The organism is Methylobacterium sp. J-118, from assembly GCF_057836565.1.
Genome location: NZ_JBYQFA010000001.1, coordinates 4347532 through 4367968 on the forward strand (window position 1 = coordinate 4347532; position 20437 = coordinate 4367968).

Annotated in this window: 21 protein-coding genes; 9 read left to right on the forward strand and 12 right to left on the reverse strand. The window is 71.1% G+C overall.

Annotated features, from left to right (window positions below):
* Window positions 1-90: 90 nt before the first annotated feature.
* The 3 genes from AC3IF3_RS21235 to AC3IF3_RS21245 all read right to left on the reverse strand — a co-directional run bounded on the left by AC3IF3_RS21235 (window position 91) and on the right by AC3IF3_RS21245 (window position 2919).
* A complete protein-coding gene (locus tag AC3IF3_RS21235) occupies window positions 91-684 on the reverse strand; it encodes a hypothetical protein (RefSeq protein ID WP_489230230.1) in 594 nt (197 codons plus the stop codon).
* 98 nt (window positions 685-782) lie between these two features.
* On the reverse strand, window positions 783-1646 hold the full coding sequence (locus tag AC3IF3_RS21240; protein WP_243968214.1) for a universal stress protein: 864 nt from the start codon (window positions 1644-1646) through the stop codon (window positions 783-785).
* 124 nt (window positions 1647-1770) lie between these two features.
* Window positions 1771-2919 carry an acyltransferase family protein gene (locus tag AC3IF3_RS21245; RefSeq protein ID WP_489230231.1) on the reverse strand — a complete coding sequence of 383 codons (1149 nt, stop codon included), beginning with the start codon at window positions 2917-2919 and terminating at the stop codon, window positions 1771-1773.
* A 262-nt stretch (window positions 2920-3181) separates the two neighbouring features.
* On the opposite strand from AC3IF3_RS21245, the gene AC3IF3_RS21250 reads away from it, so the two are divergent.
* On the forward strand, window positions 3182-3886 hold the full coding sequence (locus AC3IF3_RS21250; RefSeq protein WP_489230233.1) for a DUF4142 domain-containing protein: 705 nt from the start codon (window positions 3182-3184) through the stop codon (window positions 3884-3886).
* Between the two features lie 484 nt (window positions 3887-4370).
* On the opposite strand, the gene AC3IF3_RS21255 is transcribed toward AC3IF3_RS21250, so the two are convergent.
* The 3 genes from AC3IF3_RS21255 to AC3IF3_RS21265 all read right to left on the reverse strand — a co-directional run bounded on the left by AC3IF3_RS21255 (window position 4371) and on the right by AC3IF3_RS21265 (window position 6413).
* Window positions 4371-5036, reverse strand: a complete 666-nt coding sequence (locus tag AC3IF3_RS21255) for a carbonic anhydrase (protein WP_489230234.1) — start codon at window positions 5034-5036, stop codon at window positions 4371-4373.
* A gap of 43 nt (window positions 5037-5079) precedes the next feature.
* Window positions 5080-5595: an NUDIX hydrolase gene (locus AC3IF3_RS21260; RefSeq protein WP_489218112.1), complete on the reverse strand. Its 516-nt coding sequence runs from the start codon at window positions 5593-5595 to the stop codon at window positions 5080-5082.
* 62 nt (window positions 5596-5657) lie between these two features.
* Window positions 5658-6413, reverse strand: a complete 756-nt coding sequence (locus tag AC3IF3_RS21265; RefSeq protein ID WP_489230235.1) for a DUF429 domain-containing protein — start codon at window positions 6411-6413, stop codon at window positions 5658-5660.
* Window positions 6414-6520: 107 nt separating this feature from the next.
* On the opposite strand from AC3IF3_RS21265, the gene AC3IF3_RS21270 reads away from it, so the two are divergent.
* The 3 genes from AC3IF3_RS21270 (at window position 6521) to AC3IF3_RS21280 (ending at window position 10614) form a co-directional block, all read left to right on the forward strand.
* Window positions 6521-7402 carry an HpcH/HpaI aldolase/citrate lyase family protein gene (locus tag AC3IF3_RS21270; protein ID WP_489230236.1) on the forward strand — a complete coding sequence of 294 codons (882 nt, stop codon included), beginning with the start codon at window positions 6521-6523 and terminating at the stop codon, window positions 7400-7402.
* The gene (dut, locus tag AC3IF3_RS21275; RefSeq protein WP_243968205.1) at window positions 7399-7884 is read left to right on the forward strand and encodes a dUTP diphosphatase; all 486 of its coding nucleotides are present in this window, start codon (window positions 7399-7401) and stop codon (window positions 7882-7884) included. Before AC3IF3_RS21270 ends, dut begins: the two co-directional genes overlap by 4 nt.
* Before the next feature lie 579 nt (window positions 7885-8463).
* A complete protein-coding gene (locus tag AC3IF3_RS21280; RefSeq protein WP_489230237.1) occupies window positions 8464-10614 on the forward strand; it encodes a TonB-dependent receptor in 2151 nt (716 codons plus the stop codon).
* Between the two features lie 167 nt (window positions 10615-10781).
* On the opposite strand, the gene AC3IF3_RS21285 is transcribed toward AC3IF3_RS21280, so the two are convergent.
* Entirely contained in the window at window positions 10782-11657 is an 876-nt protein-coding gene (locus tag AC3IF3_RS21285; RefSeq protein ID WP_243968203.1) for an ATP-binding protein, read from the reverse strand.
* A 157-nt stretch (window positions 11658-11814) separates the two neighbouring features.
* Between AC3IF3_RS21285 and AC3IF3_RS21290 the strand changes: the two genes are divergently transcribed.
* The 5 genes from AC3IF3_RS21290 (at window position 11815) to AC3IF3_RS21310 (ending at window position 15634) form a co-directional block, all read left to right on the forward strand.
* A complete protein-coding gene (locus tag AC3IF3_RS21290) occupies window positions 11815-12258 on the forward strand; it encodes an OsmC family protein (RefSeq protein WP_489230238.1) in 444 nt (147 codons plus the stop codon).
* Window positions 12259-12336: 78 nt separating this feature from the next.
* Window positions 12337-12702, forward strand: coding sequence for a YybH family protein (locus AC3IF3_RS21295; RefSeq protein ID WP_489230239.1), 366 nt, complete (start codon window positions 12337-12339; stop codon window positions 12700-12702).
* A gap of 84 nt (window positions 12703-12786) precedes the next feature.
* Entirely contained in the window at window positions 12787-14226 is a 1440-nt protein-coding gene (gene serS / locus AC3IF3_RS21300; RefSeq protein ID WP_489230240.1) for a serine--tRNA ligase, read from the forward strand.
* On the forward strand, window positions 14226-14990 hold the full coding sequence (gene surE, locus AC3IF3_RS21305; RefSeq protein ID WP_489230241.1) for a 5'/3'-nucleotidase SurE: 765 nt from the start codon (window positions 14226-14228) through the stop codon (window positions 14988-14990). Before serS ends, surE begins: the two co-directional genes overlap by 1 nt.
* Window positions 14987-15634, forward strand: a complete 648-nt coding sequence (locus tag AC3IF3_RS21310) for a protein-L-isoaspartate O-methyltransferase family protein (RefSeq protein ID WP_489230242.1) — start codon at window positions 14987-14989, stop codon at window positions 15632-15634. The genes surE and AC3IF3_RS21310 overlap by 4 nt, the downstream gene beginning before the upstream one ends.
* A gap of 313 nt (window positions 15635-15947) precedes the next feature.
* On the opposite strand, the gene AC3IF3_RS21315 is transcribed toward AC3IF3_RS21310, so the two are convergent.
* From AC3IF3_RS21315 to yajC, 5 genes are all read right to left on the reverse strand, one after another.
* Window positions 15948-16826 carry a phytoene/squalene synthase family protein gene (locus AC3IF3_RS21315; RefSeq protein WP_489230243.1) on the reverse strand — a complete coding sequence of 293 codons (879 nt, stop codon included), beginning with the start codon at window positions 16824-16826 and terminating at the stop codon, window positions 15948-15950.
* Complete coding sequence (locus tag AC3IF3_RS21320; protein WP_489218122.1) at window positions 16826-17224, reverse strand: Mth938-like domain-containing protein; 399 nt, start codon at window positions 17222-17224, stop codon at window positions 16826-16828. Before AC3IF3_RS21320 ends, AC3IF3_RS21315 begins: the two co-directional genes overlap by 1 nt.
* A gap of 12 nt (window positions 17225-17236) precedes the next feature.
* On the reverse strand, window positions 17237-18178 hold the full coding sequence (gene secF, locus AC3IF3_RS21325; protein ID WP_489230245.1) for a protein translocase subunit SecF: 942 nt from the start codon (window positions 18176-18178) through the stop codon (window positions 17237-17239).
* Between the two features lie 227 nt (window positions 18179-18405).
* Complete coding sequence (secD, locus tag AC3IF3_RS21330; protein WP_243968194.1) at window positions 18406-20010, reverse strand: protein translocase subunit SecD; 1605 nt, start codon at window positions 20008-20010, stop codon at window positions 18406-18408.
* A gap of 57 nt (window positions 20011-20067) precedes the next feature.
* The gene (gene yajC, locus AC3IF3_RS21335) at window positions 20068-20400 is read right to left on the reverse strand and encodes a preprotein translocase subunit YajC (protein WP_489230246.1); all 333 of its coding nucleotides are present in this window, start codon (window positions 20398-20400) and stop codon (window positions 20068-20070) included.
* Between the last annotated feature and the right edge of the window lie 37 nt (window positions 20401-20437).

Sequence of the window (20437 nt, forward strand, 5' to 3'; positions counted from 1 at the left end):
GTAGCGCAGCTTCGCGCCGGGCGCGCGGTCCGGCGGCGGGAACGGTGACGCATCCGCCCAGGCCATCCGCCGGGGCGAGCGGTCGGCCCGTCAGAGGCCCGGCACGGCGCCCTGCCGGCCCACCGCGATCGTCCCCGCATCGAGGGCCCCGTCCGCATCCGACCGGGCGAAGACCGTGACGGCCGCGCCCGGCTCGAGCAGGGCCTTCTCGCCGGGGGAGAATTGGGTCACCGGCGTGTCCCCGGGGATCTCGAAGGCCGACTGGCCACCGCCATAGGCGAGCGCCAGCCGCAGGGTCGCGCCGCGCCGCAGATCGGCCACCCAGCCGGCCGTCAGCGTCGCGCCGGGGGCGGTGTCCCAGGGCTGGCTCCCCGCCTCGAAGCCGCGTTCGGAGGGCGAATACAGCGTCACCGCCGTGACCCGCCGGGGCTCCGATCCCGCGGCACCGACCACGCTGACGTAGCTCTCGGGCTTGATCGCCCGCAGGTCGGTCTGGTTCACCGCGTAGACGCGGGTCCGCGGATCCATCCGCAGGGTGAGGGTGCTCCCGGTGGAGCGGCGGATCTCCAGGCGGTCGGCCTCCGCCCGGAGGACCGTGCCGCGGAACCGCATGCCGATCGGCTCCGCCCGGACGGCGGGGGCGCTGGCGGTCATGACCAGGAGGGCGGTGAGGAGGCGTTTCACGGGGCTCGTCACGGGGATCCTTCTTGATGGTTCGGTCCGGATGCGGGGGCCGAACGCCAAGCCAAACACCGACGTTCCCCGCAGATGCCGCCGGACGCTCAATGCGCCATCAGCACCGGCATGTCGGCATGCGCCAGCACGTGGCTGGTGACGCCGCCGAAGATCATCTGGCGCAGGCGGCTCTGGGTGTAGGCGCCCTTGATCAGCAGGTCGCAACCGAAGGCCTGGGCTTCGGCCAGGAACGTCTCGCCGGGGGCGCGCCGGCCTGCCGGCAGGGCGCGGTGCGCGGCGTCCACACCCTCGCAGGCGAGGGCCTGGGCAAGGTCCTGGGCGGTGGGCCCGGGCACCATGCCGCCTTCGACGCTGAGGACCAGCACGCGCTCGGCCTTGCGCAGGAACGGCATCGCGAAGGCCAAGGCCCGGGCGGTCTCGGTGGAGCCGTTCCAGGCGACCAGGATCGCCGTGCCGAGGCTCGCGGGCGGGGCCGGCGGGGCGAGGAGGATCGGGCGGCCGCTCTCGAACAGGGCGGTCTCGAAGGTGGTCATCCGGGGCGCGTTGTCGGTGGTACCGGGGCGGCCGACCACCGTCGCCGAGAACAGCCGCGCATACTGGCCCAGGAAGGCGTCGCCGGTCGGCACGTCCTGCCGCCACCGGTAGCGCGGTCCGGCATCCGGCACCCGTTCCGGTATGCACAACCCGTCGCGGGCATGACGGGGAATGCCGGCCGCATCCATGAAGGCGACGAAGCGCCCGCCCGCCTCCTCGGCCTCGGCCCGGTCGGCCTCCTCGTCGCGCAGCCAAGTCATGCCGCCGACCATGTCGACCGGCACGTACTCGGCCAGGGCGGGGCGCAGGGACACGCCCTCGATCAGGCTGCCGAAGCGCGTCGCCGCGAGCCGCGTCGTCTCGAACACGGAGGGCAGGGCGTCGTGCATCGCGACGGGAACGAGCAGGGTCTTCATGGCAATGTCCTCCTCGGGGGCGAGGCTAGCGCATCGGCCCGGATACCGGAACCGGCACGATGCGTAGCTTTCTGAGCCGCATCGTCTTTTCCGAAAGCCGGCGGCCGCCGTTCGGGACGATGCCCTAATCCCGGCGGCCCCCGCGGGGAACCGGGACCGGCGCGGCGCGCACACGGTTTCGCGCGTCGCCGGGATCGAGCCAGCCCCGGAGACGGCGGGTCAGCGGCCTCTCGATGAACCGGTGGACCAGGATGGCGGCCGCGACGCCCGCCGCGAGCATCAGGAGCATGGCGCCGAACGGGTGCAGGGCGGGCGCGACGCCGAGCCGGAGCAGACCCTCGCGCACGAGGCGCAGCGCGAAGGGATGCACGAGGTAGAGGGCGTAGGACGCGTCCCCGAGATGCACGAGGGCACGCCTCGGGCCCGGCAGCCGCGCCACCTGCGCGGCGTCGCGCTCAGGCCCGAGGGCGGCCGCCACGAGCAGGGCCGCCGGCACCCCGACGAGGAGCGGGCGCAGGACGCCGTCGGCCTCGCCGAGTCCGGCGAGCAGGCGGGCCGCCAGGATCAGGCCGAGGAGTCCGAGCACCGCCAGGGCGATTCGGGCCGACGGCGCTGGCCGGACACCCGCCCGATAGGCGAAGGCGAGGCCGGCGCCGGCGGCGAATTCGAGCACGATCGGGTTCGCCCAGAACCGCAGGGGCAGGGGCAGGTCCGGCAGGACGGCCCCGGCGGCCACGAGGAGCGCCAGGACGGCGACGAGCCACGCAACGGCGCCCCGCCGGCCGAGGCCGAGGCCGGCGGCGAAGAGAACGTAGAAGAAGGCCTCGTAGTTCAGGGTCCAGCCCAGCCCGTAGAGCGGCTGGACGATGCCGTCAGGCCGGGCGGCCGGCCAGAACAGGAAGCCGGCCAGGAGCGCGGCGGGCTCGCGGACCAGGGCGGCGGCCTCGCCGAGGAGATCGGGTCGCGCCAGGGCGAGGGCGAGGTAGAGGAGGCTCACCAGCCAGTAGAGCGGCACGACCCGGGCGATCCGGTGGGCGAGGAAGCGGCCCCGGGCCCCGGGCACCCGGAACAGGCGCCCGCTCGCCAGGACGATGACGCAGCCGGAAATGACGAAGAACAGGTCGACGCCGCCCCACCAGGGCAAAAGCGTGCCGGGATCGAGGGCTCGGCCGGCGCCGCGCTCGGCCAACAATCCCGCCTCGTGCCGGGCATGGTGCCAGACCACCATCAGGGCGGCGAGGGCGCGCAGGATTTGGATCGGGACGAGGATCATCGGGCGCTCGGCCGCAGGTCGAGCTGCGAAAGGTGTCGCGCCGCCGGCGAGCCGCGACCGGGCCACGGCGTCGTCCCACCCCCCGGGGTCGCGAGGCGCAAGATTCTCATCCGGGGCGACGGTCCGAAGCGAAAACGACAGGAACCATAGGCCGATGGCCCCGTTGACGCACCAATTCGCGAACGTTCGGCGAGAGGTTTCTCGATCTCCGCATGTGGCATCCCATGCCAGTTCGCGCGTCCATTCCGAAACGAGGTTCCTGATGCTGAAGAATTACGCTGCCGCCTCCGCGCTGGTCCTGACCCTGTCGAGCCCGGCTCTGGCGCAGAGCGCCAATGACTTCCGCGTGCAGTCGATGCAGGCGAACGCCTACGAGGTTCAGTCGTCGCAGATCGCCCTGTCGAAGTCGCGCAACCCGCGGGTCCGGTCCTACGCCCAGGAGGTGATCCGCGATCACCGCGCCGCCAATGTGGCGCTCGCCGGTGGTCAGTCCGGCGCCATGGCGGCCGGCGATCCGGGCCTCGGCGGCCTGATCACGGCCCCGATCGCGGTGGCGGGCAGCGCCGTCGGCGCGGGCGTGGGCGCGGCGACCGGCGTGGTCGGCGGTACCCTCTCCGGCGGTCCGGTCGGCGGCCTCCAGGGCGCGGGTGCCGGTGCGGCGAACGGGGCTGCGGCGGGCGGTCAGCTCGGCCGCGGCGAGATGATGGCGACCGGCGCCTCCACGATCGTGCCGCCGAATCCGGAGCAGCAGGCGATGCTGTCCGAGCTGTCGGCGACCCCGGCCGGCCCGCGCTTCGACCGGCTGTACGCGACCCAGCAGATCCAGGCCCATCAGATGACCATCGCGATGACCCAGGCCTACGCCCAGGGCGGCCCGAACCCGGCCCTGCGCAACTACGCCCAGCAGGCCCTGCCGGCGCTGCAGATGCACTACGACCAGGCCCAGCGCCTGCCGGGCGCGATGTAAGTCATAGCGCTTCAACGTGGGAACGGCTCCGGCCGGTCCCCAAGAATGGGCGGCCGGCGCGAGCGGGCCGCCCTTTTTCGTGCGTCCGGTCCACGGCGAGGCCGGCTTCGAGGGAGGCCTCTCGACACCGCATCTCGGGCGGGCCCCCTCTCCCGTATGGGAGAGGGGGCCTGTCGCGCTGCGTCATGGGCCGCGTGCCTTAAACCTGTGTCGCCCGTGGCCCTTGCGGGGAAGCGTTGGCGGCGGGGGTCGTGCAGGATGGTGCGGTGCGGTGCCTTCTGCACCACCCCCACCCCTGGCCCCTCCCCGCAAGGGGGAGGGGAAAAGCGCTCTTTTTTCCAGGGTGGTGGTGTCAGACTGAGCCGTGTGGATCCGGTAGCCCTGCTTGCGGGGAGAGGACATACCCGCACCCGCGCGGGAATCGAAGCGAGGGCCGCCGGGCAAGAGCCAAGACCTCGATCCGTGATTCCACGCGCGGCGCGTCTCAATCGCACGCGATGGCGGCGACCGAGCGGACCGGAAGGCCGGTCCGGTCGATCGGCGAGACGAACTGCCCCGTCTGCGCGTCGCGCACGAGCAGGGATCCGCTGGCCACGCCGAAATGCGCCCCGTGCAGTTCGAGGCGGCCATCGTCGACCCGCTCCTTCACGAACGGGAAGGTCATCAGGTTCTCGAGCCCCTGCGCGACGACGGCGTATTCCAGGCGGGTGAGATAGTCGGGCGTCCCGGGATCGCCGGCCTTCGCCTCGGCCTGCCCCACGAGGGAGACCCACTTGCCGATGAAATCGCCGGGGGAGAGCGGCTTGGCCCTGTTGGCATAGGCCTTCACGCCGCCGCAGGTGGCGTGGCCGAGCACGACGATGTGCTTCACCTCCAGGGCCTGGACGGCGAATTCGAGTGCCGCCGAGGTGCCGTGGTAATGCTCGTCCGGCATGTAGGGCGGCACGAGGTTGGCGACGTTGCGGATCGTGAACAGCTCGCCCGGCCCGGCATCGAAGATCGCGCTGGGGGAGACCCGGCTGTCGCAGCAGCTGATGACCAGGATCTCCGGCTTCTGCGAGTCGGCCAGCTGCGCGAAGCGGCGGCGCTCGGAGGGAAACCGCTCCTGCAGGAACGACCGGTAGCCCTCAGTCAGGTATATGGGAAACATCGCATCACCTCCGGTTGAACCATTCGCCTCGGCGCGGCCGAGTTCAGGGTTGTCGCCATGCCAGAACGCGGGGCGCGGCGGGCATAATCCCGCGGGCGAGATCGGCCGCCAGATCGGCGAGGCCGGCCGGCTCGACCCGTTCGCCGCTCGCCCGCAGTTCCGCGATCGGCCACCAGCGGGTGCCGAGCACCGGGTTGTCCTCGGTCTCGGCCAGCCGGCCGGTATCGACCCGATCGTCGGGCAGGCGGACGAGGAAATAGCGTTCGCGGGCATCCCGGGGCTGGCGGAACAGGTGGAACGGGCCGTCGCAGGCGGCGACCTGCGGGCCGATCGCGGCGTCGCCGCGGCCGATCTCCTCCTCCAGCTCCCGGCGGCAGGCGGTGACGTGGTCCTCGCCGGGCTCCAGGCCACCGCCGGGCATGAACCAGAACCGGAGCGGCGCGCCGTCCGGTCCCTTGGCGTGGACCGAAGCGTAGGCGATCAGCAGGATCCGGTCCTCCGGATCGAGGACGATCGCCCGGGCCACGTGGCGAATCGGAAGGGGCGAGGATGCGCTCATGGGGAGACAGCTAGCGCGCCAGGGCGCGGATGGACACTCGCGTCGCGCGCGAAAGGCCGGCCCTACGGCGTCTCGGGCCCATCGCGCCGCTCGGCCGGCGCCCAGATCACCACCGGCAGGCCGTACGCGTCGCGCTCCGGCGCCTCCGGGAGCGGCACGGCGCGGCCGGCGAGGATGTCGCGGGCCACGACCAGGGCCGCCAGGGCGTCGAGGTGATCGTCCTCCGGGACGCCCCGGGTCCGGAGGCCGATCAAGGCGCCGGGCAGGCCCGCGGCGGCGAGGAGCTTCCGCCGCAGGTCGAGCCCGTCCCGGGCGCGGGGTCCCTTCTTGGGTAGGCCGAGCGGCCGACCGCCGTTGAGGGCGTGGAAGGCCACCTCCGGGTGGACCTCATGGACGCGGTCGCGCAGCTCCGGCCGGGCCCGCAGGAGCCCGTCGACCGCGCGGACGTAGCGGAAGATGTTGTAGCCCTGGATCGAGGGCGCGAAGGGCGGATCGCTCGAGGCCCGCGCGGCGGCCTTGGCGGCCTCGTAATCGGGCGCGTAGACGGCCGCCCGGGACGGCATCGGGAAGACCGAGGCGCGCCCCGGTCCCAGACGGGCGCGCGCGGCCCGGTCGGCGGAGCGGCCGCCGCCGAGGATCCGGTCGGGGAGGCCGATCGGGACGTCAATCCCGATCACGAGGGGGCGTTCCGGCCCATCGAGGAGGGCGGCCACGTCCGGGAATAGGGCGCAGCGGTGCCGGGTGGGGTCGTCGAGATCGATCAGCGCCCCCGCCCAGGCCCCCCGGCAGCCGTCCAGCCCCGCCACCCACCGCGCCATCGCGATCCTCTCCCCGTGGAACCCCGCCCGCGCTGCGTCCTTGTCCGGGTCGGCGCGGACGGCTATCCGCAGCGCGTGCGCGTCGCCGCCGATCCGGGAATAGCGTGATGAGCGAGATCCGTCCCCGCCGCAGCGTCCTGGCGATGCCCGGCTCCAACGCCCGGGCGCTGGAAAAGGCGCGGACGCTCCCCGCCGACGTGATCCTGATCGACCTGGAGGACGGGACCGCTCCGGCGGCCAAGGAAGCGGCCCGCGTGCAGGTCGCCGCCGCTTTGGCCGCCCGGGGCTTCGGACGGCGCGAGGTCGTGGTCCGGATCAACCCGCCCGAGACCGAGGACGGCGAGGCCGATCTCGTGGCCCTCGCTTCGGCCGCCCCGGACGCGATCCTGGTGCCGAAGGTGCGCAGTTCGGACACGCTGATCGCCGTGGGCTCGCGCCTGCGCCGGCTCGGGGCGCCGCAGGCGACCCGGGTCTGGGCGATGATCGAGACGCCGATGGCGGTGGTGAACGCCGCCGAGATCGCCGGCGCGGCCCGGGACGTCGACGGGCGGCTCGCGGCCCTGGTGATCGGCCCGAACGATCTGCTGAAGGCGGCCCGGATCCCGCCGCCGGGGCGCGCGGCCCTCGTCCCCTGGCTGATGACCGTGCTCGCCGCCGCCCGGGCCTACGAGATCGAGGCGATCGACGGCGTCTTCACCGACCTCCACGATGCGGCCGGCTTCGAAGCCGAGTGCGCCCAGGGGCGGGACCTCGGCTTCGACGGCAAGATGCTGATCCATCCGAACCAGATCGGCCCGGCCAACACCGCCTTCGGGCCGGGTGCCGACGCGATCGCGCAGGCGCGCCGCCTGATGGATGTCTTCGAAGCGCCGGAGAACCGCACCCGCGGTGTCGTCGCGGTGGATGGCAGGATGATCGAGCGCCTCCACGTCGAGGCGGCCCGGCGGACACTGGCCCTCGCCGACGCGATCGCGCGGCTCGGCGCGTGAGCGACCTGCCCCACGTGAACCTGCCCGAAATCGGCCTGCGCCTCCTCGACCCGCGGCTGCCGGGCTGGGGCTTTCCGTGCTGGGGATCCGCCGCCGCGGCGGGTCTCGACCTGCATGCCTGCCTGGACGCGCCCCTGGTCCTGGAGCCCCGGAGCCGGCCGGTGCTGATCCCGGCGGGGTTCTGCGTGCTGATCCGCGATCCGGCCTGGTGCGGGCTGGTGTTTCCGCGCTCCGGGCGCGGCCACCGCGAGGGGCTGGTCCTGGGCAACGGCACCGGCGTCATCGACGCGGATTACGAGGGGCCGCTCCTGATCTCCGCCTGGAACCGGGACCCGGCGGACCCGGTCCGGATCGAGCCGGGCGAGCGGATCGCCCAGCTCGTGTTCACGCGGATCGCCCGGCCGGTGCTGACCGTGCTGGCGGGCGACCCCGGCCCCGGCTCGGGGCGCGGATCGGACGGGTTCGGATCGAGCGGGCGCTGATCCGCCGGCTGGGCTCGGGCGATCCATCGCCCGACCGGATCCGGCCCCCGGGTGCGCCGAGGCCGCCTCGTGTCGTCCCCGCCACCGCCAAGCGGCATCCGATGCGTCGGGCCGGCCCATCCGCCGGCCTCCGGGGTTGGGACCATGATCCCCCATCTCACAATGCGTCGCCCCGAGGGGCAGTGCCGGCCTTCGAGACATCGCGAGGCGTCACCACGATCGAGCGTCTGATCCCGCTTGCTGCTTTTTCGGATCGATGCGCCAAAGCAATTCGACGATTGGTATCGCTGCAGTCTCGTTGTTTTTTTCAGTATTAATCTCTTTCAAAGTTCAATTTTGATCAAATTATTGCTCCATAACTCTCCGTCTTTCGTTTTTTGATTGAATAAAATCTAGGTTTTTTATCTTGCCGGACCGGATATGGGCTGATACCGGCCGATAAGATCAAGGTCGCAGCATCAAAAAAATCCTTGGCCGAACTTCTGCATTGAATTGCGAGACGACATGCAGCGCGAAATTGCGCCGAAATCCATAAACGACTTCGCAAGGACGCGAGGCAAACGGTTTTTGCGGTGCGCCATGCTGTTGACGGGCGTCGCGGCCATCGCGCCCGCGGCTCGGGCCGAGACCGCGCCCGGCGACGAGGCCGGCGCCTCGGTCCGGCTCGATACGCTGTCCGTGGAGGCGCGCGGCCCCGCGAGGGCGGGCGATTTGCCGCCCGCCTTTGCCGGCGCCCAGGTGGCCCGCGGCGGCCGACTCGGCCTGCTCGGCAACCGGGACTACATGGAGACGCCGTTCGGCACGGCGAGCTACACCGAGACGACCATCCGCGACACGCAGGCGATCAGCGTCGGCGACCTCCTGACCCGCACCGACCCCTCGGTCCGCGCCGCGATCGGCAGCGGCAACCGCTACGACGCGCTGAACATCCGCGGCTTTCGGGTCGACAACCGGGAGTTCGCCCTGAACGGGCTGTACGGCCTCGTGCCGGACTACCGGATCGACCCAGCCCCCCTCGAGCGCGTCGAGGTGCTCAAGGGTCCGGCGGCGTTCCTGTTCGGCACGCCGATCTTAGGCAGCGTCGCCGGCACGGTGAACGTCGTCACCAAGCGCGCGGGCGACGCGCCGCTGACGCGGGCGGGCGTCGACTACGTGTCGACCACCCGCGGCGGGGGCGGGTTCGACGTGGCGCGGCGCTACGGCGAGGGACATGAGATCGGCATCCGCATCAACGGCGCGGGGATCGGCGGCGAGACGCCGATCGACCATACCGGACAGCGCAACGGCGTCGGCTCGCTGGCCCTCGACTATACCGGCGACCGGCTCCGGCTCTACGCCGACGTCATCTATCAGCACGATGCCTATGACAGCCAGACCCGGGGCGGTAACCCGGTGCCGGGCCTGCGCATCCCCAGGGCGCCCGACCCGCGCCGGAACATGTCCCAGCGCTTCGACTTCTCCCGGGCCGACAGCCTCACCGGGCTCGGGCGGGCGGAATTCGACCTGACCTCGGACATCACGCTGTTCGCGGCCCTCGGCGCCAACCGCTTCAGCTACGCCAAGCGGGAGAATCCCGCCTTCACGCTCCTGGATGCCCGCGGCACCACCACGGTCAACTCGGTCTTCCAGACCGGCGATACCGCGACGCTGTCGGGGGAGGCGGGGGCCCGGGCGCGGTTCGACACGGGCTGGATCCGGCACGAGGCCGTGTTCACCACGACGCGCCTCGACCAGGATCTGACGCTCGGCCAGATCACCTATCCGGACTACGCGTCGAACCTCTACGCGCCGGTCCGCCTGGCTTGGCCGGGGCAACCGAAGCCAAACGGCACCTATCCCCGCGGCCGAGCGAGCTACGACCGGATGACGAGCTACGCCGTGGCCGACACGATGTCGGTCGCCGACGGCCTCGTCGAGTTCATGATCGGGGCGCGGCGGCAGGAGATCGAGCTCGGCAATTACGCGCCGACCACGGGCCTCCTGAGCACCGCCTACGACAAGACCGCGACGACCCCGGCCTTCGGCCTCGTGGTGCGGCCGACCGAGGCGCTCGCGCTCTACGCCAACGCCGTTCAGGGCCTGACGGCTCTGCGGGCGCCCGGCAGCGCGATCAACAGCACCCAGACCTTCGCACCGGCCCGGTCGCGGCAATACGAGATCGGCGCGAAGCTCGACTTCAAGACCTTCGGGGCGACCCTCGCCGCCTTCCAGATCACCCAGCCGGCCGGCAGCATCGACGCCCTGACCAACACCTTCGGGGTCGGCGGCAGCCAGCGCAACCGCGGTTTCGAGGCGACGGTCTTCGGCGAGATCGCCGCGGACCTGCGCGTCATCGCCGGCGCGACCCTGCTCGATGCCCGCTGGCGCCGGACCCGGGGCGGCCTCTACGACGGCAACCCCGCCACCGGCGCACCGCGCTTCCAGGCGACCACCGGGCTCGAATGGGACACGCCGTTCCTGCGCGGTCTCACGGCCCTCGCCACGGTGGTCTACACCGGCCAGTCCTACGTCGGCACGACCCTGACCGCCGCCGCCTTCTCGAAGATCCCCGATTGGACGACGGTGGATCTCGGCCTGCGCTACGCGACCCTGATGCAGGACAAGCCGGTCACGCTGCGCGCGACCGTGACGAACGTCGCCGACAACCACTTCTGGATCGGCAACCCGAACGGCGCTTTCATCCTCGGGGCGCCGCGGACGGTGTGGTTGTCGGCCGCGGTCGATTTCTGAGACGCGACGGTGGAGCGCGATCCGGATCAAGCGCGCATCGGAGGGGTCCTTCCCATCCACGCCGCCATCCCGAGGCGCCGGAGCGCGGCGGAGACCTCGAAGGAGGGTGAGCTTGGAACAGGACGTGGGTGAGCGTTGGATTTCGCGCGTCGAGCCGGCTCGCCGTCTCAATCCATCACCTTGCCCAGCCGCCCCGCCAGATCCTGGATGAACTGGAAGGCGGTGCGGCCCGAGCGGGAGCCCCGGGTGGTCGCCCATTCCAGCGCCTCGGCGCGCAGCCGCTCCGGCGGCAGGTCCAGGCCGTAGCGGTCGGCATAGGCGCGGATCATCGCCAGATACTCGTCCTGGCTGCATTTGTGGAAGCCGAGCCAGAGGCCGAACCGGTCCGAGAGCGAGACCTTCTCCTCCACCGCCTCGCCGGGGTTGATCGCGGTCGAGCGCTCGTTCTCGACCATGTCGCGGGCGAGCAGGTGGCGGCGGTTGGACGTGGCGTAGAACAGGACGTTGGCCGGTCGGCCCTCGATGCCGCCGTCGAGCGCGGTCTTGAGCGACTTGTAGGAGGTGTCGTCGCCGTCGAAGGAGAGGTCGTCGCAGTAGACGAGCCAGCGATGCGGGTCCGGCCGGAGCAGGGCCATCAGGTCCGGCAGGGCCTCGATGTCCTCGCGGTGGATCTCCACGAGCTTCATCGGCCGGCTGCCCGCGGGGCGGCGGGCGTTGATCTCGGCATGCGCCGCCTTGACCAGGGAGGACTTGCCCATGCCGCGGGCGCCCCACAGCAGGGCGTTGTTGGCCGGCAGGCCCCGGGCGAAGCGCTCGGTATTCTCCACCAGGGTGTCGCGCGCCCGGTCGATGCCGGTGAGCAGCCCCATCTCCACCCGGGCCACCTGGGGCACCGGGGTGAGCCGGCGCTCCGGGCCCCACAGGAAGGCGTCGGCCGCGTCGGGGTCGAAGGCAGGCGGGGCAGGGGGGGCGGCCCGCTCCAGCGCGGCGGCGATGCGCTCCAGGAGCGGCATCAGGGTGTCGAGGGTCGCGGGGCTCGTCATCGGATCGGGGGGTTCGCTGCCGGTTCTGTCGCGCGACCGTACTACGGCGTTCGGCTGCGGAAATCACCCGGCCGACGATGGCTTCGACCCGGTGCCGAACGCGGCCCCGGATCGGGCGTTGGATCCTCCGCGAGGGCGGGAGCCCGGGAGGGCGCCGATGGACGCGGGACCGACGATCCGGATCACTCAGGTCGGGGCTTACGTCTTCACCGTCGATTTCGGCGCCGCCCTGCCCGACCTGCTCACCGACGAGGCGACTCCGATCGGCGGCGGGACCGGGCCCGTCCCCGAGCAGCTGCTGATCTCCGGCGTGGCGAACTGCCTCTGCGCCAGCCTGGTCTTCGCCCTGGGCAAATTCAGGCAGGATGCGCGGGGCGTCGCCGCCGAGGCGGAATGCCGGGTGGCGCGTAACGCCGAGGGCCGTCTCCGCCTCGCCGGGATCGACGTGCGCATCCGGCTCGGCGCTGCGATCGCGGAGATGCCGCGGATCGACCGGGTCCTGGAGCAGTTCGAGCGGTTCTGCACCGTCTCGGAGAGCGTGAAGGCCGGGATCCCGGTGGCCGTCTCGGTGACGGATCGCGACGGCACGCGCCTGAAATGACCCGCCCCGCGGAAAGAACGGCCACCCGGCGCATTCCCGCAGCACGAACCGGTCGCGGCGACCGGACGAGGAGACGCCATGTCGGATGAGACGCGAGAGCCCGCCCGCGCGCCGGAGGCGCTGGCCGGATTGTTCAACCGCCGGGCCAATGCGGGCGACGTCGAGGGTCTCGTCGCCCTCTACGAGCCCGACGCAGTGCTGGCTGCCGGCCGGGTCGTGGCCACCGGCCATGCCGAGATCCGGCGCTTCTACGCCGACCTCCTGGCGCGGAAATCCGACTTCGCGTTGCCGGAGACGCTGCCGCCCCTGCGCAACGGTCCCCTCGCCATGACCTTCGCGCTGCTGCCCAACGGGGCACTGTCGGTGGAGCTCGCCCGGGAGCAGGCGGACGGCACCTGGCTCTGGGCGATCGATCAGCTCAAGATCGCGCCCCCGAAGGCCTGACGCCCTCGCGCTTGTCCCACCGGACGCGATGCGGCAAAGCGGGGCCCGCGCGCCGACGCCGCGCCGACGACCCGAGCCGAGTCCATGCACGACATCCGCGCCATCCGGGACAACCCGGACGCCTTCGACCGCGACCTCGCCCGCCGGGGCCTCGCGCCGCTCTCGGCCGCGCTGATCGCCCTCGACGAGGCGCGGAAGTCGGCGGTCTCGGCCGCGCAGGCCAACCAGGAGCGGCGCAACGCAATGGCCAAGGAGATCGGCGGCGCCAAGAAGGCGAAGGACGAGGACCGCGCCGCCGCCCTGATGGCGGAGGTCGCCGCGCTGAAAAGCGCCGAGCCGGAACTGAAGGCGGCGCAGGACGGGGCGGACGCGGCGCTGGCCGAAAAACTCGCCGCGATCCCGAACCGGCCCAAGGCCGACGTGCCGGACGGCGCGGACGAGCACGGCAACGTCCTCTATCGCAGCCACGCCTCGACCCGCGAGCGGCTGACCGAGGGCCGCGAGCATTTCGAGCTCGGCGAGGCTGCCGGGCTGATGGATTTCGAGGCGGCGGCCAAGCTGTCGGGCTCGCGCTTCGTGGTGCTGAAGGGCCAGCTCGCCCGGCTGGAGCGCGCGCTCGGCCAGTTCATGCTCGACCTGCACACGCAGGAGCACGGGTATTTGGAAGTCGCGCCGCCGGTGCTGGTGCGCGACGCCGCCATGTTCGGCACGGCACAGCTGCCGAAATTTTTCGATGACCAATTTGCTATTCAGAGCGGGGCGGGTTTGCGAGATTCTTATCTCCATGCTGTCCGCAATGGAGGGACTTTTGCTCTCGATAAGGCAGTTCAGGATGGCTTTGACGAGGCCCGGGCATTTGTTGAGGCACCATTATCGTTCGTGAGCGAGACCGAGCTCCCAAGCGATCTGTTTGGCCGCCTTTGGCTCATCCCCACCGCCGAGGTCCCGCTGACGAACCTCGTCCGCGAGTCGATTCTTTCCGCGGACGAACTCCCCCTCCGCTTCACCGCGCTCACCCCCTGCTTCCGGGCCGAGGCCGGGGCGGCGGGGCGGGATACCCGCGGCATGCTGCGCCAGCACCAGTTCAACAAGGTCGAGCTGGTCTCGATCACGACGCCGGAGGAATCCGTCAACGAGCACGAGCGGATGCTCACCTGCGCGGAGGCGGTCCTGAAGAAGCTGGATCTGCCGTACCGGGTGATGACGCTGTGCACCGGCGACATGGGCTTCGCGAGCCAGAAAACCTACGACATCGAGGTCTGGGTGCCGGGCCAGCGCACGCACCGCGAGATCTCGTCGTGTTCCGTCTGCGGCGAGTTCCAGGCCCGGCGGATGAACGCCCGTTACCGGGGCAAGGACGGCAAGCCCGCCTATGTCCACACCCTCAACGGCTCGGGGGTCGCGGTCGGCCGCGCGCTCATCGCCGTGATGGAGAACTACCAGAACCCGGACGGGAGCATCACGATCCCGTCGGTGCTCCAGCCCTACATGGGCGGGCTCAACCGGATCGAAGGGGCCCGCTGATGCGCATCCTGGTCACGAACGACGACGGCATCCACGCGCCGGGGCTCGCCACCCTGGAGGAGATCGCCCGGGAGCTGTCCGACGACGTCTGGGTGGTGGCGCCGGAGAGCGACCAGTCCGGCGTGTCGCACTCGCTGTCCCTCAACGACCCTCTGCGCCTGCGGCCGGTCTCGGAGCAGCGCTTCGCCGTCAAGGGCACGCCCTCCGACTGCGTGATCCTGGGCGTGCGCCACATCCTGGCCGAGCACGGGCCGGACCTCGTCCTGTCGGGGGTCAATCGCGGCCAGAACGTCGCCGAGGATGTGACCTATTCGGGCACCATCGCGGCCGCCATGGAGGGGACGATCCTGGGCATCCGCTCCATCGCGATGAGCCAGGCCTACGGGGCGGGCGGGCGCGGCGCCCTCAAATGGGACTGCGCCCGGACGCACGGGCCGACGGTGGTGCGCAAGATCCTTGAGACCGGGATCGAGCCCGGCATCCTGGTCAACGTCAATTTCCCCGATTGCGAGCCCGACGCCGTGCAGGGCATCGCGGTGGCGGCGCAGGGGTTCCGCAATCAGGCGCTGCTGTCGATCGACGCCCGGGTCGACGGGCGCGGCAACCCGTATTTCTGGCTGGCCTTCGCCAAGGCCCGGTTCGAGCCGGGCCACGGCTCGGACCTGAAGGCCATCGCCGAGAAACGCATCTCGGTGACGCCCCTGCGCCTCGACCTCACCGACGAGCCGACGCTGACGCGCTTCGCCCAGGCCTTCGACGCGTGATCGACCTCGGCAGCCTGGAGGCGGCTGCCGGGAACGCGGCCTTCGTGATGGCGCTCCGGGGCCGGGGCCTGCGGGACACCGCGGTGCTCCGGGCGATGGAGCAGGTGCCGCGGGAGGCCTTCGCGCCGCCCCGGCATCGGGATCACGCGCGGCGGGACATCGGCCTGCCGCTGCCCTGCGGCGCGTCCATGACGGCGCCTTCGACGGTGGCGGTGATGCTGGCGCTGCTGCGGCTCGAGGCCGGCCAGCGTGTCCTGGAGATCGGCACCGGCTCGGGCTACGTGACGGCGCTGCTCGCCCGGCTCGGGGCCGGCGCGGTTCTGAGTTTGGAGCGCTACGCCACCCTCGCCGCCGACGCCGCGGCGCGGCTCGCCGCCCTGTCGGAGGTGCATGTCGTCCGGGCCGACGGTCTCGCCCCGGAGCTGCCGGACGGGGGTTTCGACCGCATCCTGGTCCAGGGCAGCGTCGACGCGATCCCGCCGCACTGGCGCGCCGCCCTGGAACCGGGCGGACGGCTGGTGACGGGCCTCACCCAGGGCGGCCGATGCCGGATCGCGACCCTGGCGACCCCCGAGGCTGAACCGGAACTCGGCCCGCCGACGCGTTTAGGGGCGCTGGTGCCGGGGCTGGCGCGGGTGCTGTAAGGCCGCCTGCTTCGTGCCGTCATTGGGCACGGCGACGCGACACAGGGAAACGCCGACGTTCTGAGATCGCGCGTTGCCGTGGCTTGCCTCGCTATGCTCGAAGGGACGGTGTGGGCCTTACCATCGGAGACGACCAAGAAATCCGGATCTCCAAATCCCCCCCTCATCCCGAGATGCCGAAGCGTGGCTTCAGCGTCGAAGGCCCCCCCCGGGGTATCGCGGCGATTCCTGGAGGGCTCCTCCGACGCCCGGCGGCGATGTTCGACCGCTGGGCATCTCAGGTTGGGGCGGGAAGTGGGACCTCCGAAGGCGCTCACCCGATCCGCCGGGACGCCCGCCACAGTCGCCACAGCCGCCGCCAGCGCGGGAGGTCGATGAGCGTGTTGAGCGGGTCGTAGGAGGCCCGCTCCATGGCGGCGAGGTAGGGTTCGACCAGGGCCACCGGCAGGAATGCCGTGCCGGCGAGCGGCGCGATGGCCGGGCGGGCGGCCTCGAACGCTGTGAGATGGGTCCGGGCGAGGTCGCGCAGCTCGGCGCAGGCTCGGCGCAGGCCCGGGCCGCCACGGCCGCTGGTGATGTCTTCGCGGGTGACACCGTAGCGGCCGAGGATGTCGGAGGGCAGGTAGACCTGGCCCGAACGGGCGTGCCAGGGCAGGGCGCGCAGCAGCCCGGTGATCCCGTAGGCGACGCCGGCATGCCCGGCCGCACCGGCGCCGCCCGGCTCGGCGCCGGTGCCGATCACGAGGCTCGCCAGCCGGAACAGGGCCGAGGCGGTCTCGCCGCAATAGCCCTCCAGGTCGTTCACCCGGGGCATCGGGTCCTCGTAGAGGTCGAACACCCGCGCGTCGATCAGGTCCACGAAGGGCTGGCGGCCGAGGCGGTTCACGCGGATCGCCTCTTCGAGGGCGGCCGCCACCGGGTTGGCGCGGACGTCGCCCCGGGCCTCACCCTGGAGGGCGTCGCGCCACCATTGCAGGCGGATCTCGCCGGCCATCGGGTTCGAGGCGGCCTCGCGCACCCGGGCGACGGTCAGGCTGAAGGCGTAGAGCGCGAAGAGGTGCGGGCGGGCGGCGGCCGGGGCGAACAGGGTCGCGTAGTAGCGGTCGGGGTCGCCCTCCCGGACAAGCTGCTCGCAATGGGACTGTGCGAAGGCCAAGCCGCTCTCCGCGGGCTTGTCGCCGACCTCCGGCATCAATCGACCACGATCAGGGCGGCCGCGACCTTGCGGTTCTCGGCCACCAGAATGTTGTAGGTGCGGGCGGCGGCGCCGGTCTGCATCACGTCGAGGCCGACGCCGAAATCCTTGAGCCAGCCGCGTAGGCTCGGGTCGATCGCCGCGATGTCGAGACCGGTGCCGACCAGCAGCAGCTCGATTCCGGCGGCCTCAGCCTGGACCGGGCGCAGGGCCGTCCGGTCGATCGCCCGGGGTGCGGTCACGTCCCAGGCGCGCACCCCCGAGGGCAGGAGCAGGATCGAGCCCCGATGCGACATCCCGGCGAAGCGGAAGCCGCCGTTGCCGTAGGTGTCGATGATGTGGCGCCCGGGCACGAAGCCGGATTCGAAGCCGTTCGAGGTCTCCTGCTCGGCCATGTCCGAAACACGCTACTCCGCCGGTTGGGGGACGCTGGCGCGCTCGGCGGCCGCGCGGGCGCCGGAGAGTATCAGGCCCAGATAGATCAGCACCGGCGTCGAGATGAAGATCGCCGAGTAGGTGCAGATCAGGACGCCGCAGAGCATCACGGTGGCAAAACCCTTGATCGCCTCGCCGCCGAACAGGACCAGCGCCAGCAGCGACAGGCCCGAGGAGATCGAGGTCATCACCGTGCGCGACATGGTCGAGTTGATCGACAGGTTTAGCAGGTCGACGGTCGGGATGGTCTTGTACCGGCGCATCAGCTCGCGGGTCCGGTCGAACACCACCACGGTCTCGTTGAGCGAGTAGCCGACGATGGTCAGGATCGCGGCGATCGAGGTCATGTTGAACTCGATCCGGGTGATGATGAACACACCCACGGTGAGCACGATGTCGTGGAGCGTGCCCACGATGGCGCCGAGCGCCAGCTCCCGCTCGAACCGGAACCAGAGGTAGAGCAGCACCGCCACGACCGAGAGCACGACGCCGAGCGTGCCGGACTGGACCAGTTCGCCGGAGACGCGCGGGCCGACGGTCTCGGTGCGGCGGAAATCGTAATCCTGGTCGAAGGCGGCGTGGGCCTTGTTCATCACCGCGGTCTGGCCCTGCTCGCCGGGCTGGAGCGGCAGGCGGACCAGCACGGTGCCCTGGTTGCCGAGTTCCTGCACCTCCGGCTCACCGTAGCCGAAGCCGACGGCCGTGTGCCGGATCGCCGCGACATCCGCGGTGCCGGACTTGGCCTGCAGCTCCACCAGGGTGCCGCCCTTGAAGTCGATGCCGAAGTTCAGCCCGACGGTCAGGAACAGCACCACGGTGGCGAGCGAGAGCACCGCCGAGAGCGGGAAGGTGAAGCGCCGGAATCGCATGAAGTCGAAATGCGATTCATCGGGCCAGAGGCGGAGCAGGCGCATCGTTTCGGACCTAACGTTTGGGGAGTCTCAGCGCCGACCCGCTCATCCCATCCTCACCCTCATCCTGAGGTGCCGGAGCGCAGCGGAGGCCTCGAAGGAGGCTTCCAGAGCTCACGGCGCCTGCTGGAGGGCTCCTTCGAGGCCCGCTGGCGCGGGCACCTCAGGATGAGGGCGTGGTTTGGAGCAGCCTTTGCCGACGGTGATCGATCTCCCGAAAATGAACGCGTTCAGAACGGCAGGGCCTTCGGCCGGAAGGTCTTGTACCACACCGCGATCATCATCCGGGTCAGCGTCACCGCGGTGATGACCGTGGTCAGGATGCCGAGGATGAAGACCACGGCAAAACCCTTCACCGGGCCCGAGCCGAGGAAGAACAGGATCAGGGCGGCGATCGCCATGGTCGAGTTCGAGTCGATGATGGTGGCGAAGGCCCGGTCGAAGCCCGCCTGGAGCGCCGAGATCAGCGAGCGGCCCGCGTGGCTCTCCTCGCGCATGCGCTCGTAGATCAGCACGTTGGAATCGACCGCAGTGCCGATGGTGAGGACGATGCCGGCGATGCCCGGAAGCGTCATGGTGGCTTCGAGCACCGACATCAGGCCCAGGATTAGCCCGACATGGACCATCAGGGCGATGTTGGCGATGAAGCCGAAGGTCCCGTAGGTCGCGAACATGAAGGCCACGACGAGGCCCGCCGCGACGAGGGTCGCGAGCTTGCCAGCCTCGATGGAATCGCGGCCGAGCCCCGGCCCGACGACGCGGCGCTCGACTACGGTGAACTTCGCCGGCAGCGCGCCCGCCCGCAGCAGGACGGACAGGTCGTTGGCCTGCTGCACGGTGAAGTTGCCGGTGATCTGGCCGGAGCCGCCGGTGATCGCCGAGCGGATCACCGGGGCCGAGACCACCTCGTTGTCCAGAACGATCGCCATGCGCCGACCGACATTCTCGGAGGTCGCCTGGCCGAACCGCTGTGCCCCGCGCAGGTTGAACTTGAAGCTCACCATCGGCTCATGGGATTGCTGATCGAAGGCCGGCTGCGCGTCGGTCAGCTCGCCGCCATCGGCCATGACCCGGCGCTCGACCGGGACCTTGGCGCCCTTCTCATCCTTGGAGGGCAGCATGTCGACATCGCCCGAGGGGCTGTCGGCGAGCATGCGAAATTCGAGCTTGGCGGTGGAGCCGAGGAGCTTCTCCAGCCGCTCCGGGTTCTGCTCGCCCGGCACCTGGATCAGGATGCGGTCGGCGCCCTGCTGCTGGATCGAGGGCTCGGTGGTGCCGGTGGAATCCAGGCGCCGCCGAATGACTTCAATGCCCTGGCTCACCGCGCGGCGGGTGCGGTCGGTGATGCCGGCATCGGTGAGTGTCAGGCGGACCAGGCCGCCCGGCTGCTCGGACACGTCCAGGGTACGGGCGGCGGTCTGGCCCAGCGAGGTGGTGATTGGGAGGGCCAGTTCCTGCAGCTTCGGCAGCACCTTGGCGCGGGCCGCGTCATCCGCGATCTTCACCTGGACGCCGCGCTGGAGCAGGCCGATGCCGCCGTCGGCGCGGACGCTCTCCTGCTGGAGCACCCGGCGGACGTCGTCACGCAGGGCCTTGGCCTGGGAGGCGATCAGCTCGTTCTGATCGACCTCCAGGAGCAGTTGCGAGCCGCCCTGGAGATCGAGGCCGAGCACGATGGCGCGGGTCGGCACCACCCAACTCGGGAACCAGGAGGGCAGGCTGGCGACGAAGCCCTTGCGCTGCTCGGGCGAGAAGAAGCTCGGCACGGCCAGCATCAGGCCGACCAGGATCAGGCCCAGCGTCGCGATGATCTTCGCACGGGAGAAGCGCAGCATCGGCCGTCTTTTTCTCTTGTGGGCCGGCGCGTTACGCCGGCCGGTTCAACTGGAAGTTCAGGCGGCCTTCACCGAGCCCTTGGCCCGGACCTCGGAGATCATCGTCCGCACGACCCGCACACGGACGTTCGGGGCGATCTCGACCTCGATCTCCGGCTGCTCGTCCACCGCCTTGACCACACGCCCGACCAGGCCGCCGTTGGTGACGATCGTGTCGTCCCGGCGCACGGATTTGAGCAGCACCTGGTGGTCCTTGACCCGCTTCTGCTGCGGCCGCAGGATCAGGAAATACATGATCACGAAGATCAGGACGAACGGGATCACCTGAAAGGCGATCTCCGCTCCGCCAGCGGCCGTAGCGGCCCCTTGCGCGAAGGCGGGGGTGATCAACGAGCGTCTCCTGCGATTGGCACGCAGGCCTGCCGCC

Bases quoted from the DNA above. Each gene is read 5' to 3' on its own strand.
- AC3IF3_RS21270 (WP_489230236.1), top strand. From the start codon at position 6,521: ATGAGCGAGATCCGTCCCCGCCGCAGCGTCCTGGCGATGCCCGGCTCC.
- secF (WP_489230245.1), bottom strand. From the start codon at position 18,178: ATGCGCCTGCTCCGCCTCTGGCCCGATGAATCGCATTTCGACTTCATG.
- AC3IF3_RS21245 (WP_489230231.1), bottom strand. From the start codon at position 2,919: ATGATCCTCGTCCCGATCCAAATCCTGCGCGCCCTCGCCGCCCTGATG.
- AC3IF3_RS21250 (WP_489230233.1), top strand. From the start codon at position 3,182: ATGCTGAAGAATTACGCTGCCGCCTCCGCGCTGGTCCTGACCCTGTCG.
- AC3IF3_RS21255 (WP_489230234.1), bottom strand. From the start codon at position 5,036: ATGTTTCCCATATACCTGACTGAGGGCTACCGGTCGTTCCTGCAGGAG.
- AC3IF3_RS21285 (WP_243968203.1), bottom strand. From the start codon at position 11,657: ATGACGAGCCCCGCGACCCTCGACACCCTGATGCCGCTCCTGGAGCGC.
- AC3IF3_RS21320 (WP_489218122.1), bottom strand. From the start codon at position 17,224: ATGGCCGAGCAGGAGACCTCGAACGGCTTCGAATCCGGCTTCGTGCCC.
- AC3IF3_RS21240 (WP_243968214.1), bottom strand. From the start codon at position 1,646: ATGAAGACCCTGCTCGTTCCCGTCGCGATGCACGACGCCCTGCCCTCC.
- surE (WP_489230241.1), top strand. From the start codon at position 14,226: ATGCGCATCCTGGTCACGAACGACGACGGCATCCACGCGCCGGGGCTC.
- serS (WP_489230240.1), top strand. From the start codon at position 12,787: ATGCACGACATCCGCGCCATCCGGGACAACCCGGACGCCTTCGACCGC.
- AC3IF3_RS21315 (WP_489230243.1), bottom strand. From the start codon at position 16,826: ATGCCGGAGGTCGGCGACAAGCCCGCGGAGAGCGGCTTGGCCTTCGCA.
- AC3IF3_RS21280 (WP_489230237.1), top strand. From the start codon at position 8,464: ATGCTGTTGACGGGCGTCGCGGCCATCGCGCCCGCGGCTCGGGCCGAG.
- AC3IF3_RS21295 (WP_489230239.1), top strand. From the start codon at position 12,337: ATGTCGGATGAGACGCGAGAGCCCGCCCGCGCGCCGGAGGCGCTGGCC.
- AC3IF3_RS21260 (WP_489218112.1), bottom strand. From the start codon at position 5,595: ATGAGCGCATCCTCGCCCCTTCCGATTCGCCACGTGGCCCGGGCGATC.
- secD (WP_243968194.1), bottom strand. From the start codon at position 20,010: ATGCTGCGCTTCTCCCGTGCGAAGATCATCGCGACGCTGGGCCTGATC.
- AC3IF3_RS21265 (WP_489230235.1), bottom strand. From the start codon at position 6,413: ATGGCGCGGTGGGTGGCGGGGCTGGACGGCTGCCGGGGGGCCTGGGCG.
- AC3IF3_RS21290 (WP_489230238.1), top strand. From the start codon at position 11,815: ATGGACGCGGGACCGACGATCCGGATCACTCAGGTCGGGGCTTACGTC.